The sequence below is a fragment of the Nocardia sp. NPDC059240 genome (assembly GCF_042753865.1).
Classification (GTDB): domain Bacteria; phylum Actinomycetota; class Actinomycetes; order Mycobacteriales; family Mycobacteriaceae; genus Nocardia.
Genome location: NZ_JBHZAC010000015.1, coordinates 29,681 through 48,030 on the forward strand (window position 1 = coordinate 29,681; position 18,350 = coordinate 48,030).

Here is an 18,350-nt window from a genome sequence, read left to right on the forward strand (position 1 = left end):
AAACGCTCCCGACCCAACGACCACTTCGCCAGGGATATATGTCCCGACCTCAGGCAGTCAGTCGGATACTCCATCGGGATGCAGATCTGCCAGCTTGCCCGCAGCGGTTATGGCGTTAGGTGCCCCGATTTCTTCGTAGACGCCGATTGCCGCCCGCAGGTCCACTCGGGCACCGGCCATATCGCCGAGGTGTGCTCGGCATCGGGCGGTTCCTTCGAGCGCGCGGGCCTGCTCCAACAGCAGTGGCCGACGAAGTGCGAGGTGCAAGGCCGCGCTGTAGGTCGCCAATGCCCTTTGGTAGTCATCGGATTCGGCGAGGATGGCGCCCAGCCGGTTCAATGTGACGATTTCGGCGAATGGGTAATGCGCTGCACGGGCGAGGGTCAGAGCCGCATTCAACTGTTCAACGCCGGTGGCCGTGTCGCCTTCGAGATGGTGTGCCCATCCAAGGTTGCCCAGGGCTTCCGACTCGCCTCCGACGTTTCCGATGCTCGCGTAGATCACCCGCGCTTGCTGAGCCGCCTCGGCGGCGGCACGGTATTCGCCCAGCTCGCATCGCACCTTTCCGAGGACGTTGAGAGTGGACGCCTGGCCCGGCCGATTGCCGATCTCGCGATGGATACCTAACGCCAGTTCGGCCAGATCGATTGCGGTGGTGAGGTTTCCAACCCATTCCTGCAAGCTCGCGAGAAAGCCGAGGATGTAGCCCTGGCCGGCACTGTTTCCGATCTCTCGGTAGAGAGCCAGTGATTGCTCCAGCTGCCCGATCGCCCCGGGTAGGTCGACGGCGGCGTAGTGCACGCAGGCCAGAAGCAGCTGAGTGAACGCCAGATCCGCTGGGCGACTGGCATTTCGATGCATGACGACGACCTGTTGCAAGGTGCCGATCGCCTCGTCGTGGTTGCCCGTCAAGCACTGGACCCAGCCCAGGCTGCACAGCGCGTTGACCTCACCGGAACGAATCCCGAGTTCCCGATAGAGAGCAACTGCTTGGTGCGCCAGGGTGATGGATGCGGTGTAGTCGCCGGACAGATGGGTCAGCCAGGTCAGCAGGTCCAGCGCCGACGCCTCGGCGCGACCGTTGCCGAGGCGTCGATGGATTTCCACCACCTCGCGCGCCGCGTCGGCGGCATTCGCATAGTCGCAGGCCTGCAGTTGGGCGACCGCAAGCGCACGCAGGGCGGCCGCGCGCAGTTCCGGATTGTCCGCAGGGTCGTGGCTTTTCAACATTCGCTGGAGCAGATCCGCGGCGACGGAGTAGTTGTCGGCGAGATCGGTCGGTGACCCGAAGTCCTGAGCCGAGCGGCCCGCGAAGTTCAGGTCTCCGACCTGCCCGGCCGCGACGGCGCGATGATTCAGGAAGATGGCAGCCTGCCAAGGACCGTGCAGACGGAGCTCACCGAGCAAGGCGTTGGTCAGCGAACATGCGCGTGGCAGGTCCTCGTTCGAAACGGCCACCTGCAGGCAGGCCAGCAGGTTCGAGCGTTCGGTACGCATCCATGCCAGCGCGGCGGCGGTAGTGGACAGGTCCGGCGACGTCGCCGAAGCACTGCCGCGCAGGGACTCTCGACGCTGCGGTCGCGAGGCGGAGAACGCGGTGGCTTGGTAGTAGTCCAGCAGGCGGCCGACGGCACGAGTGCGGTCCTCGGCCGGATCCTCATCGACGAGGTGGCGCGCGTACTCGTGCACCAGATCGTGGAGGCGGTAGCGGCCGAAAACCGATTCCTCGATCAAATGGTCGGTGTAGAGGTCCTCGAGGGCCCGGCGTGCGATGGCGAGGGGGATGTCGTTGAGTGCGGCGACCGCATAGGCGTCGATGTCGAGCCCCGGGTGGAGCGCAAGCCGGCGAAACACACTTTGCTGCGCCGGCGACAGCCGGCAATAAGACGTGGTGAACGCGGCTCGGACCGCACGCTCGCCGGTATCCAGCTCACCCAGCCGATTACGCGTATGCACGAATTCCATCGCCAGCTCGGCGAGAGTCCAGGCCGGATGATGTGCCAGCCGCCCGGCCAGCAGCGCGATGGCCAACGGCAGATACCCGCAGGCTCGCACGATATCGGCGACCACCGCATCGCCGGAACCGCCCGGACGGCGCTGTGCCAGCAAGTAGAACAACTCGACGGCGGCATCGGGGGCGAGCGTGCCGAGCGCCAAGGGGACCGCTCCCTCGAGAGCAACCAGTCGGCGACGACTGGTGACCAGCGTGAGGCACCCGGGCCAGGTCGGAAGCAGCGGCTCGATCTGGGCCTGGTCGCGGGCATCGTCTAGGACCAGGAGTATTCGCTTGCCTGCGACCCGGTTTCGCCACAGATCGCGCCGGGCCTCGACCACGTCGGGAATGCGATCTGCCGCGATACCCGTATCGATCAACAGCGTCGCCAGCACGTCGAACGGTTCGGCAGGCAGCTGTCCCGGGGTGTGGGTGTGCAATTCGACGCAGAACTGGCCATCGGGATAGTGCTTCGCCAGCAGGTGAGCGACATGCGTCACCAGTGCGGTCTTCCCGACCCCCGGCATCCCGTCGACGGTATGGATCGACACCACTCGTCCCGGACCGACCACGTCGAGAATCCGGCCGATCTCGGCGTCTCGTCCCACGAACGTATCGAGATCGCGACGCAACGCCGTCCTGACCGTCAGCTGCGTCGGCTCGGCAATCGCCGCCTCCCACAAGTCCTTCCACGCCGACCTACTGGACAGTTCACGTGGCAAAGAACGGGATGTCCCGCCCGCCAACTGCGCCAATGTCACCAGCACGGGCTCGAACGTCTCGAACCTGGACGGCACGCTCCGTCCGTTACGCCAATCACTCATCCGCTGGACGAGCGAACCTCGACCGCGACCGGACGCCCGCGTCGCCCGCATCCGCCCCTCGGTCGCATCGGCGATACGCTGCAGCGTCGGATTACCGGCTGCCACCCAGAGTTGACTCAGCCTGGCCGAGAAGAGTGATCGAGCCGAGGAGTCCCCCACCTCGCTCGTGACCTGATCCACCACCGGCATGGTACAGGCAACAGCTCGGAACTCGACGATGAATGATCTGCCGACAAAATGGATGAGCCGCAAGGGCTTTGACGAAACCGGAGAGCCAATGTCCCTCAGCCGCGACGATGCTCAACGATCGGTTCGACTAGCTCTGGGGCTGGTTCGAGAACGAATGGCGGTCAACTCGGACTATGGCGTCTATGTACATGCGCAAGAACAGCTTCAGCAAATGCTGCGGTTTCTCGAGTCTGTACCGCTGCCGGACGGATCGGTACGTGATTTCGTCGATATCGGACTGATGGCAGCAAAGGAGCTGGAGGCCGGCGACCCAGAGCTCGCCGAGGCACTCATGCACGCCGACTACAAGTTCAAACACGCTCGCTGAGTGCGACCCGGATTACCAGCAAGTCTGTTCCGAGGGTCCGGACCACGATGGCGTTCAGGATTCGGAGTGGGTGCCGGCGCGAGATCGTGCGCTGCCTTTGGAGCGCGTCTGCTTCCGGGAGGACCTCGGCCAGGCCCTCGTGCCATTCGAAGCGCAAGCCACGGCGAAACTTCAAGCGCACTTTGGGCTGGGCGATCAGATTGTTCACGTACCCGGCTCGGTAGCCGTGCTCGGCGATGATCCAGAACACGTCACCCTCGAGTCCGTTGCCCACGGGGACGACGTGGGTGCGCCCGGTGCGGCGACCCGTCGTCTCCAGTAGCGCATACCCGAAGGGCACGAAGCCGATTCGGAACATCAGCCGGATCATGGGGTTGAGGGCGAAGCGTTGTATCGCCGCGACCAGCGCACGTTTCACGTCCGGCCGCGCGACGGTCAGGGGGATGTTGGCCGCAAGCACCAGGGTCGCTATCCCAGGAACCAGCGGGGAGGCGGGCGCGGACGGATCGAGGATCCACCAGATCCACACCAGCGCCACGCTCGCGGTTGTCCCGGTGAGAGCCATACGAATTCGAGCGGCGTGACGCGTTTCCATACGATCGTATTGTTCCATACGAGTGTATGGTTGTCGAGGTGATGGCGTACCGGTCGACAACCCCCGAACTGCTCGCCGAAGCCGTCTTCGACATCGCGGCAACCCGCGGGTTGGATGCGGCGAGCGTCCGAGAAGTCGCCACCGCCGCCGACGTGTCGATCGGCGCGGTGCAACACCACTTCCGAACCAAGGACGAGCTCTACGCGTTCGCCTTCGAGCAGCTCGTCACCCGGGTCAGGTCCCGCATCACCCGGGTCGATCCGAACACACCGCTGCCGAAGCGGCTGCTCGAGGCGCTGTCGCACCTGCTCCCACTCGATGCCGAGCGGGAGCGCGAAGGGCGGGTGATGCTCGCGTTCACAGCCAGAGCAGCAACCAACGAGAGCCTCGCCCGCCTGCAATCCCGCACCCTCGACGAGCTTCGCGCAGGTCTGGCAATTCCCTTGGCCGAGGCCGGAATTCCCGATCCGGAACTGCACGCGGCCCTGCTGCTGTCAGCCGTCGACGGGCTCACCATGGACGCGCTGAGCACCCGAGGGCTCTACACCCCAACACAATTGACCAAGCTGGTGTCGCTACAGGTGCAACTGATACTCGCGCACGCCTGAATTCCGTTGCCCCGTCACATCGGCCGACTAGACGGCACATTCACCCAACTGGGTTCCGCGGGATCGAGCAGCAGGTGCTGGGGTGCGAGCTGAGATTCCAGCATGAGCGCTGGGACCATGAAGCCCTTGGGAATGTTGGCGGCATAGATATCGACACGCAGCCGGTGCCCCGGTTGCAGGACCGCGTCGGTCGCGATCAAGCCGACATCCAGAGTGGTGGGCCGGCCCGGCACGATCGGTTCACGGTCGGCGAGCGTCAGGGTCGGAAACGGTGCGGTGTAGTCGCCGTTCGGCGACTTCTTACTCTTCGCGTCGTCGAGCTTGCGCAGGGAGGCGGTGAGCTGCCCTGTAGTCAGCACTGTCGATTGCCCGTCTGGCGCAACATCATTGAGCGTGGCCGACCAGTACCCTTCGGTAGTGTCCAGCACAGTGTTGAGGTGCACATTGATCGGGCCGGACAGCACCGTCGGCTCGGCCACCGGGTCACCGGTGAAGGTGAGGGCGGCGACTTCGGCCACCCGTGAATCCTTCGCACAGCCGTCGATGATCTGAATACCCAACAGTCCGGCGGTCCCCTGCGCGCCGTCCCGCGAACACACGGTGGACAAGCCGGGCGACACGGTGAGCGTGGTCGATTCAGTGGGCGGAACGGCGCTCAGCGAACCGTCATGTGCGACAACACCGGTGGTGCCACTGGCCGCCGACAGGTACTGACGGGCGTAAGTCATTCCAGCGCGCGGGAATTCGTCACTGCTGGTCCAACCACCACCCTGCTGGAACAACGTCGCCGGACTGTATTCGTCGATCCCGTTGTCGATTCCCTTGAGCCACTTGTCGAACCACGCCCGCTGCAGCACGTCGATCCGCGGCGGAGCCCCCGCGACACCCAGCCCGGATCCGAGAGTGAGGTGATACCAATCGCCCATGAGCAGCTTCTTCTTGCTGTCCGGCAACGGAATCGAGTTGATGATCTCCGGCTGCGAGTTCGCGAAAATATCGTGCCAGCCACCAACCACGAAGGTAGGCACCTCGATCCGGTCCGGGTGTCCCATGAGCCCCGACCGGAGCGGCCCGTCAGGATCCAAGATCGACCGCATGTCAGCCGGCAGCGCATCAATCGAGGGCACGAACATCGCACGAATCAGCGTATCGAGGAACGTGATCGGACTGTCCACCCGATCAGCAAGCCACTTCCAGTCGAACTGCCCCGTCACGATCGACGTCAGATCGGGAACCCATTTCCCGGCATTGATCGCGGCAAGCCAGATCGGAACGAACCCGATATCGAATCCCCCGCCGGGAAAAACCGTGTCACGCAACAGATCACTACCCGGCTCGACGGCAAACACCGCCTGCACCGACGGCGGCCGCTGCTCAGCCCCTTGTAGTGCACTGATCCCCCCGTTAGACACCCCCGCCAGCCCGATCTTCCCATCCGACCACGCCTGCCCCGCAGCCCATTCCGCGACCTCAGCGGTGTCTTGCTGCTCCCGCTCCCCGAAAACCTGCCACGCCCCCTCCGAAAACCCGGTACCCCGAACGTCCACCACGATCTCGGTATACCCCGACTGAACCAGCTTCCGATCAGCAGACACAGTCCGCACGATGCCCCCCGACAACGTCTTGATCTGATCCCCAAGCCCCGAGAACGGAGTCCCACCCAAATTGAACAGATCAAACCTGTTCACCAAATCAATCGCCGCATCAGACACCACCGGCACCGACAACGCCGAATCCAACACCATGTAAGCAAGTTTCGTATAAGGCGTCATATTCACAATCGAAGGCATCGGCGTCTCCACAACCCGCCCCTCCGCATCCATAGGCCGATAAACATTGGCCTTCAACACAGTCCCATCACTCATAGTGATAGGCACATCCCAATCCACATGCACCCCCGGATACCGAGCCACCCCATCCTGCGCCGCAGTCCACGCCACACCCGGATCTCCCCATTCGGGTTCCGCCTGCGCAACGGGCACCACCAAAGCCGCCGCCGTGGCCGCGACCACCGCAATCGCCGCACCCGCAACCCATCTCCGGGAAGACAGTCCCATCGAACCCCAACCAGCCCTTCATTGGACAAGAGAAAAACATCACGTTTCCCCACTGGTAAGGTACGGTAACGTCTCTCACTATCAGCCGCAAGAAGCGAACCAGATCACACCAGCCCAACGAGAGCTATCGGGATCTCACGGGTGGCTCGACCAATTGGTCTACGCCGCCGAGTCAGCCGAGCCATTGCACCATCAACAGGTGCACCTCGCGCTGCGCTTCGAGCACGAGATAGATGACCTGCCCAGCCTTTCCCGGACCGAATGCCCAACGGCGCACGGCCCCATCAGGATTGGCATCATTCTGCGGAGAGCCCGCCCACGGTGAGACCTCGAGGACACTGAGCACCTGGGCGTAGTCCAGCAGCGCATCGACCGGAAGCGCAGCCACCTGTTCAGCGGTGTCCGGATCCGGAATGATTCGGTACAAGCGAATCGACTAGTCGGCTTGTAGGCGCTGCTGGATCAGTGCGCGCATGTCCTCGATCGAGACAGCAGTGGTTCGCCCCCCTGCCAACTCGATCTGCGCGCCCTTCTCCAGCAGACGTTGATACGAACCCGACTCACGCATCTCCATCACAGCGGTGTGCTGCCACTTGTTCAGCAGATCGTGAATCTCCGCGAGCGAATGCGACTGTTTCGCACGATCCAGTGCTCGCACCCACTCTGCATCGAACTCCTCGCGCAACGCGGTAGGTAGGGCAGCCCGTAGCGCTTCAGGGTCCGCGGCGGGAATCTGCGGAGGCGGAGGAAGCGGCACAGGAGTAGCCATACCTCACGATAACCGGCGGCACCGACGATGTCGCCGACCATGCCTCACGTTTGCCCCATGACGTGGGGCAGAATCTGAATCTGCCCCACGAAACACAGGTCGTGACCTGAATTTTCGAAGGTGGACCTTGCGGGACGTTATTCGAACCGCGCTGACCTGCAGACACTCAAGGCAGCCCTCACGGAATCTCAGGTTCAAGACACCCCACCAGGCTCCCGCCGGCGCCGCCGTCCCACACGAACGAAGACCGCGTCCCGCGCGCCTCAACGCCTCGAACGCCGGCTCTCACGCACACAAAAGAACGAGCTGATCCAGGCATACCGCGACGGCGCATCCACGACAGAACTCGCCCGCCACTATCGCGCGTCCAAGAGCGCAATCCTCGAACTGCTCACCAAGCACCGGGTTCCGCGGCGATACCAATCGATGACCGACGCCGACATCGAGCGCGCCGAGCGGCTCTACCTCGCCGGGCACCCCCTGACCGCCTGCGCCGAACTCACTGGATTCCCCGCCAGCAGCATCAACCGAGCTCTCAATAGACGTGGAACCCCGATGCGGTCAGCAGGCCGGCCGCGCCCCGACGGTTAAGGACGGCCCGCTTCGGTGTGGCGACACTCCACAAACTGGATCAAGGTTCGCCGATCAGCAATCCGACAGCAACCTCTTCCGGTCAATTCCTTCAATCACACACAAGGATCGCTCCCCTACAGCAATCCAATCGACGGGCGGAGTCTCCACCAGGTTCGCCGTGAATAGCGCGCCGGTTTGTCAGCGGCCAGCCGTAACCTGATGTCCGGGGAAGGGGCCACGTGACCAGGATCAGACCTAGCCGCCGTATCGAGCGCGCCGGCATGAACGCACTTCGGACTCTGCTTGAGGCAGGCGATCATCTTGTCCAGGAGATCGACGGTGGCGTCGACCACGGCGAAGACATGTACGTCAGCTTGACCAGCGGTGGTCGACGCACAGGTCACGTAGTCGCAGTCCAGGTCAAGAGCGGTGCAAAGTACAAGCGCTCCAGTGGGTATGCGATCCCGGTTGGTAACCATCATGCTGACTGGCGCCGGAGCAGGATCCCCGTGTTCGGAGTGGTCTTCGACCCAGAGACAAGAAAACTTCACTGGGTCAATTTGACTGATGAATTACTGAAGGGGCCATCTGCGCATAACCCTTCATGGATAAAGATTCCGATATCAAACGAGCTAAATGTCAACAGCCTTGGGGAATTTGCGATCTCGGTCCAACAATACATCGATACGCGCGACCTAACTGTCACGGAGACTGCGGGTTCACCCTTGTCTGAAAGCGTGGCCTACGCACGTAAATTCAAATATCGCGATAGTAGCGAAAGCGATGTTCCGAATGATGCATTTGACGGGATAGCCCGGTTCCTACTTGAACACCCTCGTCTTATGCGCTGGGGAAGACGTGCACCCCTAACCGTCTCCATGATCGGCATCGCTATCATGGAGTGGCCAAATCAGATCCGCTTTGCACAGGAGTATCAACCTGAAGTTGGCCCGCTCAGGTGGACGTTGACACTGTACACCCTTATCCTCTATCTGCTCTGCATAATCAATTCCGAGAGAAAAGCGGGCAGGTTCGCCCGGGGTACTCGATACCTACTGGCATTCATTGTGGGGAATTACAGCGTTATTCCGTTCCTTACCAGCTACAGCCCTGGAGATCACCTGTTCGGGCAGATATGGTCAACTACGCTAATCATCGGAGCACACTTAATAACTGTTTGGATTACAACTTGGTTCGTCGCCGACGCTATAGATCGTCGCCGAAGGATATCGACTGGCCAGCCCACTAAATAACGTCCGCTATGGCCTCCGCTGCCGCGGATTGAAATCTGAATCATGTCCATGACGAAACGCCCCCGCCAAACGCCACTCCGCCCGATGCCCACCACACCCGTACGCATTGCCCAGCCGCGACCCAGAGTCCGGCCAGCGTGCGCAACGTCTTCTTTTGGTGCGTCCTATTCACCTCCACGATCGTCAGCGTCACCGGCAACGCCGTCCATGCGGTCCAACACACTTCGGCACCTCCAATCGTAGCCGCCCGTCGTACCGACGATCGCACTGCTCGCCGCCGTACACGGCGTCACCGTCCCGCTCGGTGCGCATACCCCCGCGGCTGCATGCACCCACTCGCCACCACCATGACCCTGCTCATCGCTGCCGCGAGAAGCAGCATGTGAAGTACAGTGTGAAGTATGGCGTCGGTAGTGTTAGGAAGCCCCTTTAGTACGGAACCACTGGTCGAGGTTCCGCTAGCCAATCCACCACTGGCTCAGGTACTGGCTCAGGTGCGTTTCGCGAAGGTGTCGCAGTTGTGGGTAGGCGACGCCGCGGCCCGGCAGGTTGTCGCCAGCATGACGCATGAGTATCCAATCTTTGACCAGAAGCAGGAGACCGGTTTCCACATCGGGCCGGACGGGATTCAGCCGGTCCCCGCGAATGCGCAGATCTGGCAGCTGCAGAGCCAGGACCGTCAGTGGATGATCACGTTCGGCGACAGCTTCTTTGCGCTCACTGCGTGGACGTATACGAGCCGAACCGAGTTCGCGAGCCGGCTGCAGACAGCGTGGCAGCACTTCTGCAATGTCATCGAGTCGGTTCGCCATGAGCGTGTGGGTGTTCGCTACATCAACCGTATTGCCGAGCCCGATGTAGACGGACTGGCAAAACTGGTTCGCCCCGAGATGCTGGGCGAACTCGCCACCCCCTTGGGAGCAGGGGTTCGGCGGCAGCATTCCATCAGCGAGGCAACCTACGCTGTCGATGAGCGCGAAGGGTTGCATGTTCGATGGGGGTTGCTCCCGGCCGGTGCTGCATTCGATCCAACGGTACCGACAGTCGATTCACCTAGTTGGGTCCTCGATATGGATGCCTACCTCGCCTACCCGGATAACGCTCCGGTCCTGCGTCCAGATGATCTCGCGCAAACCGTTAAGGATCTGGCCGAACGCGCCTACCGCTATTTCCGATGGTCGGTCACGGATGACTACCTCACAGCATTCGGGGAGTCCATCAATGTCCACTATTGATCAGCAACTGTGGTTCAAACCCATCTCTGACGGAGGAACTGGCAATCGGCCACCAGCACGTTCCCCGTCGAAACTCCCGCAGATCGGTGCGACCCTTCTCATCGTGACCGGCATCTTCACGACCGGCGGTGGCACCACCCAGGCAGCGCCTGCGAGGGAACCCCAGATGTGGTGCGGGTACGTCGGTAACAGCACGTCAAGTCGACGGGTAATGCAGGCTCCGGCACCTCTGAGGCCTATTACCGACAGATCGCTCGTGCCAAGTGGAGCTGACCCAGCGAGTGTCAACGCCCCCGTCGCGATTAGTACCAAGGATTCGGTTCGGTGGCTCCACGAGCAATCAGGATTGACGTGGGATCAACTTGGGCGAATCTTCGGTGTGTCGCGGCGCGCAGTCCACATGTGGGCGACAGGTACCCGAATGAACGCTGGCAACATCGAAACCCTTCACGAACTCCTGGCCATCGTCCAGCAGCTGGGGCTGGACACGCCAGAGGAACGGCGAAACGCGTTGCTAGCCGCCGGATCTGATGGGTTCAGCTGGGTTGATAGATTCCGTGGACGCCACCGCAGCGGCACAGGCGATGTCTCAGGGGCACCGGAGTCGCCGGATTTCTATCTCGGCGCCCAGCACGGTGATGTTGCTCGACATTAGGATCTGATCAGGGCTGCCTGCCCTAGCTTAGAAGGGGCACTACTAGCTGTGACCGACGCAGAAGCTGGGGCATCGATCGCCGCTCTTCGCTTGGATGGATACCAACAGGGCGACGTCCTCGACAATCTCACACAGTTGGGCGTCCTAACCCCCGAGGGGTGGCGGTCCATCGACGCGCCGCATGGCGTTGTGTTGATCAGCCAGACATGCGACATAGCCCAGACGAGCCGGTCGTATGTGCAAGTAGCTAGCCTCGCGGAACTGGCCGGCGACAACGCCGGGTTGGCACGCAAGGGGAAACGACCGCGATACGCGTATCTGCCAGAGCTAGGCACCACCTGGTTTGCCGACCTCGAAGTCGTTGCGACAGTGGATAAATTGGTGATCGCGGATCTCGCACCCAAACGTGGCGTGGTGACAGATGCCGACATTCGCAAGTTCGGCAACGCAGTAGCGCGGAAATTCGGCCGATTCGCATTCCCCGACGAAGTCGTCCCCTGGCTCAGCAAGCTCGAGCGAATCGCCTACGACGGCAGCGGAAAGCCGAACTCCCCGCTGGGTCGGGCGCTTGAGGATGTCTTGGAGCTGAGGATCGAGGCAATCTCGGGATGGGATAAGCCGCCATTCGATCTGCGGCTCCTCGTTGTGGTCGAACCAGGTGTCGTACCGATCTTCGAAGACGACGAATATCCCGACCTGCCAGCGGAGCTCGGCCGTTGGCTCGATGCCGACCCAGGATCGATTCGTACACACAAGCAAATAGCCGAGCGACTGTATTCAACGAACGACCCTGTTGAGCGGTACTTCCTCTGGCACGCTCTGGGGGGCGCGTGGGCGGCGATGTGCCAACCTTCGGACGATGCTGCCATCGTCGTGCACAGTGCCGTGATGGGTGGCGCACTCGGTTCGGATGTGGTTGCCGCAGATGAACTCACATACGACCGCTACCGACGCACAGAGCTACTCGACGTTGACCATCTGTGCTGATTACCACCAAACCAGCGCGCCGGGCTTGCACCCAAACCGCCTGGCCGCTGCTTTGAGACAACAAACCACGACCGACCCGACCTCCGAATCGTTCAGCCGCGGTCTTTTCGTGCAGCGAAGTAGAGCAGTCAGGTAGCCAGCTGGACCATTTCGAGCAGTATCGCCGGGAAACCAACGCTGCGCGCTGTACCCCGACGTCTTACCGGCTCGGCGACGTGCTTATGGCACATGTGCAGCGCAAGGCGCGGGCAGACAAGCGGACGTCGAGCCCGTACACGGGGGCCACCACTGTCTGTGGCCTGTCTAGGAAACCACGCCACATCGGGTGATCTTTGACGCCGAATAGCGGGCTACTTGACATAGGGCTCGTCTACACCGAAGGTCACAGCGTCGCTCCTGCGACGTCGTTTGTTGGTCAGTGGGTGCTCCTACACTCATCTCATGTCACGCTCTGATGGGGGAGGCCGCGCGGCGTCAGGCTTGTTCTACCAGTACTTGTTCACGATCGAGCGGTTCCTCGATCTCCTCGATGCGGGCTCGGACCTGGACATGGCGGTTCTGATCGAGGATCCGCAGATGCAGCAGGTCACCGATCCCGACGTCGTCGACTTCGCCGTCCGCAGCCGAGGCTCGACCCTGCTGGAAATACATCAGGCCAAATCGGCGGCCGACCCGGACACGACGACAATCAGTGCAGCGGAGGCGATCTCGGTGCTGACGCGAATGACCAAGGCCATCGATTGCCCCCACTACGTGTTGACCACCAATGCTCGTGCCGGCCGCACGCTCAACGTCCTCACCACGGTGCTCGACAACGCTCGTGCCGCGACGCCGACCGATGACGCGACATTCCTGGCGCAGCTCGATGCGCTGTGTCTGCGATCAGCCGACGCCAGCGCGAAGTTGGCCGAAATCGACTCCCCCGCAGCGCTCGCGCGATTGCGGCGGGCGCAGGTCCGCGCCACCGGCGAAGTCTCATCACGTATGCGCGGCCGAATCCGCATACGCCTGTCGAGGTGGCGCGCCGAACATGGGCTGGCGTTGAGCGAGCGAGCCGCTGGGCTGCTAGAGAATTCGCTCATCACCACGATGTTCGAACACGCAGCAGGCACCCCTTACTCCCCCTGCCTGCATAGCCCCACAGGCGGCCGGGCAGTCACTCTCCGAGAGTTCACCGAGATGTTGGCCACTTCGACACATCTGCTGTCACAAACGGCTGGCGTCGACGACAGCGGTGCGGGCATCCACCGGGTGCCCGCCGGGGAAGGTATCGATCGCCCCGAGTTGCTCGCAGAGCTGACGGCTCGGCTGTCGAACGTGCGCGGACGTCGAGTGGCGCGGTGCGCGTTGGTGGGACGCTCGGGTATCGGCAAGACACGCTTGACGGCGATGTACGCCCACGCCAACCGTGAAGGTTACGACCGAGTGTGCTGGATCGATGCCGAATCCGACGCCTCGATGCTCGCATCGATAGTCGCCCAGCGGATGTTGCTAGGCCTTCTCGGTGTGGAATCAGCGCCGCCGCAAGAGGTTCCGCAACTGTTCCGCCAGTCGGTGTCAAAGTTCATCGGCCGCTGGCTGATCGTGTTCGACAATGCCCCACACCCGGACCTGATCCGGGCCTGGCTACCGACCGCGGGTGCCGCGCAGGTGATCGTCACCTCCACCAACTCGCAGGCGTGGACAGCGTTCGCGCCGCTGCCGGTGCGGGGTATGTCCGAACCACAAGCGATCGAGCTGCTGGCCGACAGGCTCGGCACACCAGGAGATGTCACCGCTGAGGCCGCGCAGGCACTACAGACGATCGCGCGAAAGTTCGAAGGATGGCCCCTGGCCCTGCAGATTGTGGCCGCGCACTTCGGTGAACTGCCGGCACTGATCCGAGGCAGCGCGTCCTACCTGAACCAGATCGCTGACTACGTCATCGACGACGAATCCCTCGACCGTGACGGATATCCCAGGACACTGCAGGCAGCGATCGGTATCTGCCTCGATCGGCTCGCCTCGGCAGCAAGCGAGGATGACGGTGCGCTAGTCGGGGACGCCATGCTGAACGCTGGCTCCGTGGTGGCAGGACAGGCGATTCCCGAGGAACTGCTCTACGTCGCCGCGTGCGTCGACGATGAGATCCTGCGTGAGGGCGCCATGGTCGCCGTCGACCCGGACGGCGGCTATGCGATGCTCGACCGTGCGATGGGCCGAGTTCGGGCCGAGTCCCTACTCGATCGCAGCGAAAACCTTTCCCCCGCACCGGCAGAGCTCCGGTCGATGATCGAAATCAACGAAGTCGTGCAGAGGATCGTGCGCGCGCGTCAAACCAGCCTCGGCGCACTCGTGCCGGTACTCAACAGAGTCGCCGCACATCTGTCGAGCTGGCTCGCGTACTACACGCGCAGATACGACTATTCCGCCGCGATTATGTTGCAGGCCCACGCTCAAGCTGTCCTGGATCATGTCAGCCAGTCCAGCGCCGCGCGCACGGAGTTCTCCAAGGCCGGGCCGCTGGCGGGAAATCTCGCGCTGCTGCTCAACATCCGAGGAATGACCGGCGCCGGTGCCCTGCAATGGGTCAACCTCCAACGCGAAATCCTCGCCGCATTGCCGAGCTCGCCACACCGCGCCCTGGCCAAATCAGCGCATACGATGCTCGATTCCCTACGCGCACTCGGCAGCGGCGATCCCACCTTGCTCGCCTACGCCTGCGAGATCGTCACCCAGCTCGAGACCGCAGCACAGTGCGGGGACACCGACTGGGAAGCTGAGCCGATACGCCGTAATGTCTGGTCGTGGGTGGGCACCAGCGTGGAGAAGGCCCGCTTCTACGGGCACGACACCACAACTTTGGAAATGTTGCATCACCGCATCGCAGCGCTGGCCGACCGGTTCCCGCCCAACGGCGCCGCCGCGCTCCAGCAGGCCTCCGATGAGATCAACGCGGCTCTGAGCAACAGCGACGGCGACGGCGCACTGGATCTCATCGATACCGCGATGCAGATGATCGATCACGGCGATCACCGCTCCCGTCTGCTGATGGCGGCCTACCGCGTCGAAGCGTTGTCGATGCTCCGACGGTTCAGCGACCTCGCCGCTCACCTCGACCTCCTGCACGCCGAACTCGACGACCATCCCGAAACACGTTCAGGTTTGGCGCAGATCCTGCTCGACGCCGCCAACCACCTTTGGCATCGCGGCCTGCTGTTCGGCGAAAGCCCAGTAGCCGATCCCCTTGTCGAGCAAATCGTGCAATTGACCGCGACACTGCTCGTAAGCGACTACGACCGATGCCGCCACGCGTTGTTGAGCGCCTACCTTGCCTGCCTGGCCGAAGACCGAACCGGTGCGCGTTCGATCCTGGAGTACGCCCGGACGATCCGCCCTCACGAGCTGCCCTCTGAGGTCATCGCCTCCCCCGTCATAGATGCCCTCGATTCGTGGTTGCAGCACTTGATCGACTCCCCGAACATGGCGGCACGCCCGCAGGTCATCATCGGAAAACCTACGCGCATATCACATTTCACGGATTCGCCTATCGGATCGTTGCGCTCGATCCATGTTCGCCCCCATGACGGTTCCCTGCCTGATCTGGGCAGTCCTCCACACCAGGCCACGTGGCGGCGCGATAGCTGGCTCGGATTCGTCTACGTTCTGGAACTACGAAACGTTACGAACGAACTCGCCGCATTGCTCCTGCTCGACATAGACGATGACGTCCTCGACGTGGACGGCAACCGCATCGATATCGCCCAGTTCGTGAACGGCTGCAACGGGGTGGTTGTCGAGCTTGACACCGCACCGGCCGATCAGTTCATCTACGCCCTCGTCCTCACACCTCGTCAATCTCACCCCAACAGGTAATCCCACAGCCACCACACTGAGCAATCACAGGGACACGGTCACAAGGCCGATGCTGATCGTGACTCGCTCGTGCACAACGATCGCGTTCGCCATCACTGACTCGTACCCGCTGAGCCACACCCTGCCCAGACCTCAGTCAGCACACGGCAATTCGTAATGTGACCTCGCATAGAGCGCGGCGGGGCCCGGGCACACCAGCGCCTGACCGGAAGCGAGAAGCTGGTTCGCCTTCTCAAGAGAACCTTGGACCAGTGACTGCAGCAGCTTGTCTCGACTGAACACAGAAAATTGTCCGACACAGGGAACCACTTCGCGCTACACTGGGCAGCACTCGCCACGAGGTTGCAGGACGAACCACAACCATCAGCGGGACCAATGACAACGATCGCCCGCCAAGGGGACAGCTGCGTGTATGCAGAGCTGTGCGCCCGTGGTCAGCGGTGGTCGAACGCTGCCCAGAAATGAGTAACAACATCATGAGCGAGAACCCCTACTATCTGTTCCTGGTGCACAACACCCAGTCCAAGCATCGAGTGTTCGCGGTACACGAATCCGGCAACACACAGCTGAAAGCTGTTGCGACATTTGATAATCAACCCACAGCAGCATGCGTAGCCGATGCACTCAACGAGATGCTGCGCGGTAACAACAACGCCTCCCGCTTCCTGGAGATCGCCCTCATCAACGCACCCAGCCCAGTGAAAGCCGAGATCGGCAGGGTTGTCGAAACAATTACAAATGCGACCTATGGGCGATACCGAGTCGAGCCGTGGACCAAGGCGCTCGGTCAATACCAGACGGCCGCTATGGGTTCATTCGCGCAGACCGAGACCATCGACGACGAGCTTCCGTCGTCGCTCACTCCCCGAACCATGGCGCTGCTGCACACCAAGGCTTGCATCATGTCCGATGAGGCATACATGGCAGCCGGGAGTAAACACGGATTCGATATCGAATCGTACAAGGAGCACTATCTGCCCGAATCCCTTCACGGACAAGGACGTAACTTCATCGCCGAACTCGGCCGCTGCTTCGATCACTTGCGCATCGAGATCGAACAGGGTGAGCAGCCCGACCCCACCTGCGTCGGCGAGGAAATCGCCCTGTGGCTGATGATCGAGGAAGCCGAACAGGAAGCCGAAGAGCATCTGCAAGGTTACGACACAGGCTACCCGCTCAGCGCGGGCGGATTCGATGATATCGCTGTCAGCGAGAACGACTACGACTACGAAGCGTTGTCCGAGATCCTGTTCCAGGATCACGACTTCCGGGAAATCCTCGACGCCGACCAACCCTATGAGGATGGCGCGCTGGACCGCATCTTCGTGCCGTTCTTGAACCACGGTCCGAGGGATCCGGAGTTGTATCCGCCCCGAGAGACCAAGGATGCCAACCCCAATGGTGAGCCCTCCTGGAAGGACCGCAGCGGCCCGTCACTGCTCTCGATCCGGAAGCACTTCGGCGAGGGTAAGCCGCTAGCTGACGAAACCACCATCTTCCTGAGCAGGTTTTCGCGTGGCGGCGGCGAGACCTGGGCGGAAGGGCTCGCGCGGTACTTCAGTGCCGCTGACGAACTGCGGCTCGGCATAAGCGCTTTCGCCAATCGTGGTTCGAATGGCGGACTCGAGTGGGTCCTGAAGCTGGAAACCGAGCCATCGGTCTACAAGGAAGTTGCCATCGCCGACCGAATCACTACCGGCGAGGCAGGAGTACGGCTGCGGGAGGTCCCGTTCGAGGAGCTGACCCAAGCCGCAGAATGGGCGGCCAACGAAGCACTTGATGGGCGCGAAACCCAGATGTGGTTGGGGTGCAAAGAAGTTCCATCCACCGACGACGACACGGAAGAGGTCGACACCGACGATGAACTGATGGTGATCGCGCTCAGCACCAACAACGAGTTGCCGCAGTATGACCCGGACGCGCACGACGAGTAGACACGCCGAAGAAGCCACGACCGATCCACTCTGCCGGGTCTTGCGCTCGAGGCGCAGGGACATTCCGGCAACGGCACGCTGCCTCGAACCTGACACCAGCGGGCACCGCGTGCTGCGCCGAGATACCTCTGGGACGGTTTGGTGGAGCTTCGAGAGCAAACGGGCGGTCCATCTCAGAACTGCGATGGACCGCCCGTTCCAGTGGACCTAGCGGGATCTTATTCGAACCGCGCTGACCTGCAGAAACTCGAAGCAGCCCTAGCAAAATCTCAGGTTCAAGACATCCCAGCAGTCCATCGCCGACGCCGTCCTTCCAAACGTACGCCGACCGCGACTCGCACACCCCAACGGCTCGAACGCCGCCTCTCACGCACCGAGAAGAACGAGCTGATCCAGGCATACCGCAACGGAGCCTCCACCGCTGAACTCGCCCGCCGCTACCGCGCATCCAAGAGC

At 62.2% G+C, this 18,350-nt stretch carries 12 protein-coding genes; 7 read left to right on the plus strand and 5 right to left on the minus strand.

The genetic code is table 11. The annotated features are described in order from the left end of the window. Window positions 1-57: 57 nt before the first annotated feature. The gene (locus tag ACFXHA_RS39060; RefSeq protein ID WP_379365372.1) at window positions 58-3,069 is read right to left on the minus strand and encodes a tetratricopeptide repeat protein; all 3,012 of its coding nucleotides are present in this window, start codon (window positions 3,067-3,069) and stop codon (window positions 58-60) included. Here ACFXHA_RS39060 and ACFXHA_RS39065 point away from each other — a divergent pair. Continuing rightward, entirely contained in the window at window positions 3,035-3,373 is a 339-nt protein-coding gene (locus ACFXHA_RS39065) for an immunity protein Tsi6 family protein (RefSeq protein ID WP_379365374.1), read from the plus strand. The genes ACFXHA_RS39060 and ACFXHA_RS39065 overlap by 35 nt on opposite strands. Here the strand turns inward: ACFXHA_RS39065 and ACFXHA_RS39070 are convergent. Continuing rightward, complete coding sequence (locus ACFXHA_RS39070) at window positions 3,357-3,968, minus strand: nitroreductase/quinone reductase family protein (protein ID WP_379365376.1); 612 nt, start codon at window positions 3,966-3,968, stop codon at window positions 3,357-3,359. The two genes, ACFXHA_RS39065 and ACFXHA_RS39070, sit on opposite strands and share 17 nt — an antisense overlap. Window positions 3,969-4,009: 41 nt before the next feature. Here ACFXHA_RS39070 and ACFXHA_RS39075 point away from each other — a divergent pair, with 41 nt between their 5' ends. Further along, window positions 4,010-4,576, plus strand: coding sequence for a TetR/AcrR family transcriptional regulator (locus tag ACFXHA_RS39075; RefSeq protein ID WP_379365654.1), 567 nt, complete (start codon window positions 4,010-4,012; stop codon window positions 4,574-4,576). 14 nt (window positions 4,577-4,590) lie between these two features. On the opposite strand, the gene ACFXHA_RS39080 is transcribed toward ACFXHA_RS39075, so the two are convergent. From ACFXHA_RS39080 to ACFXHA_RS39090, 3 genes are all read right to left on the minus strand, one after another. Next, window positions 4,591-6,633, minus strand: a complete 2,043-nt coding sequence (locus ACFXHA_RS39080; protein ID WP_379365378.1) for a CocE/NonD family hydrolase — start codon at window positions 6,631-6,633, stop codon at window positions 4,591-4,593. Between the two features lie 172 nt (window positions 6,634-6,805). Next, window positions 6,806-7,060: a hypothetical protein gene (locus ACFXHA_RS39085; protein ID WP_379365380.1), complete on the minus strand. Its 255-nt coding sequence runs from the start codon at window positions 7,058-7,060 to the stop codon at window positions 6,806-6,808. A 9-nt stretch (window positions 7,061-7,069) separates the two neighbouring features. Then, the gene (locus tag ACFXHA_RS39090; protein ID WP_379365382.1) at window positions 7,070-7,402 is read right to left on the minus strand and encodes a DUF6247 family protein; all 333 of its coding nucleotides are present in this window, start codon (window positions 7,400-7,402) and stop codon (window positions 7,070-7,072) included. Window positions 7,403-8,214: 812 nt separating this feature from the next. On the opposite strand from ACFXHA_RS39090, the gene ACFXHA_RS39095 reads away from it, so the two are divergent. The 5 genes from ACFXHA_RS39095 to ACFXHA_RS39115 all read left to right on the plus strand — a co-directional run bounded on the left by ACFXHA_RS39095 (window position 8,215) and on the right by ACFXHA_RS39115 (window position 17,894). Further along, on the plus strand, window positions 8,215-9,228 hold the full coding sequence (locus ACFXHA_RS39095) for a DUF4365 domain-containing protein (RefSeq protein WP_379365384.1): 1,014 nt from the start codon (window positions 8,215-8,217) through the stop codon (window positions 9,226-9,228). A 401-nt stretch (window positions 9,229-9,629) separates the two neighbouring features. Further along, entirely contained in the window at window positions 9,630-10,463 is an 834-nt protein-coding gene (locus ACFXHA_RS39100) for a TIGR04255 family protein (RefSeq protein ID WP_379365386.1), read from the plus strand. 703 nt (window positions 10,464-11,166) lie between these two features. Continuing rightward, window positions 11,167-12,105, plus strand: a complete 939-nt coding sequence (locus ACFXHA_RS39105; protein ID WP_379365388.1) for a hypothetical protein — start codon at window positions 11,167-11,169, stop codon at window positions 12,103-12,105. Window positions 12,106-12,546: 441 nt separating this feature from the next. Further along, window positions 12,547-15,960 (plus strand): hypothetical protein, encoded by a 3,414-nt coding sequence (locus tag ACFXHA_RS39110; RefSeq protein WP_379365390.1) that lies wholly within the window; start codon window positions 12,547-12,549, stop codon window positions 15,958-15,960. 461 nt (window positions 15,961-16,421) lie between these two features. Next, window positions 16,422-17,894 carry a hypothetical protein gene (locus ACFXHA_RS39115; protein WP_379365392.1) on the plus strand — a complete coding sequence of 491 codons (1,473 nt, stop codon included), beginning with the start codon at window positions 16,422-16,424 and terminating at the stop codon, window positions 17,892-17,894. Window positions 17,895-18,350 lie beyond the last annotated feature (456 nt).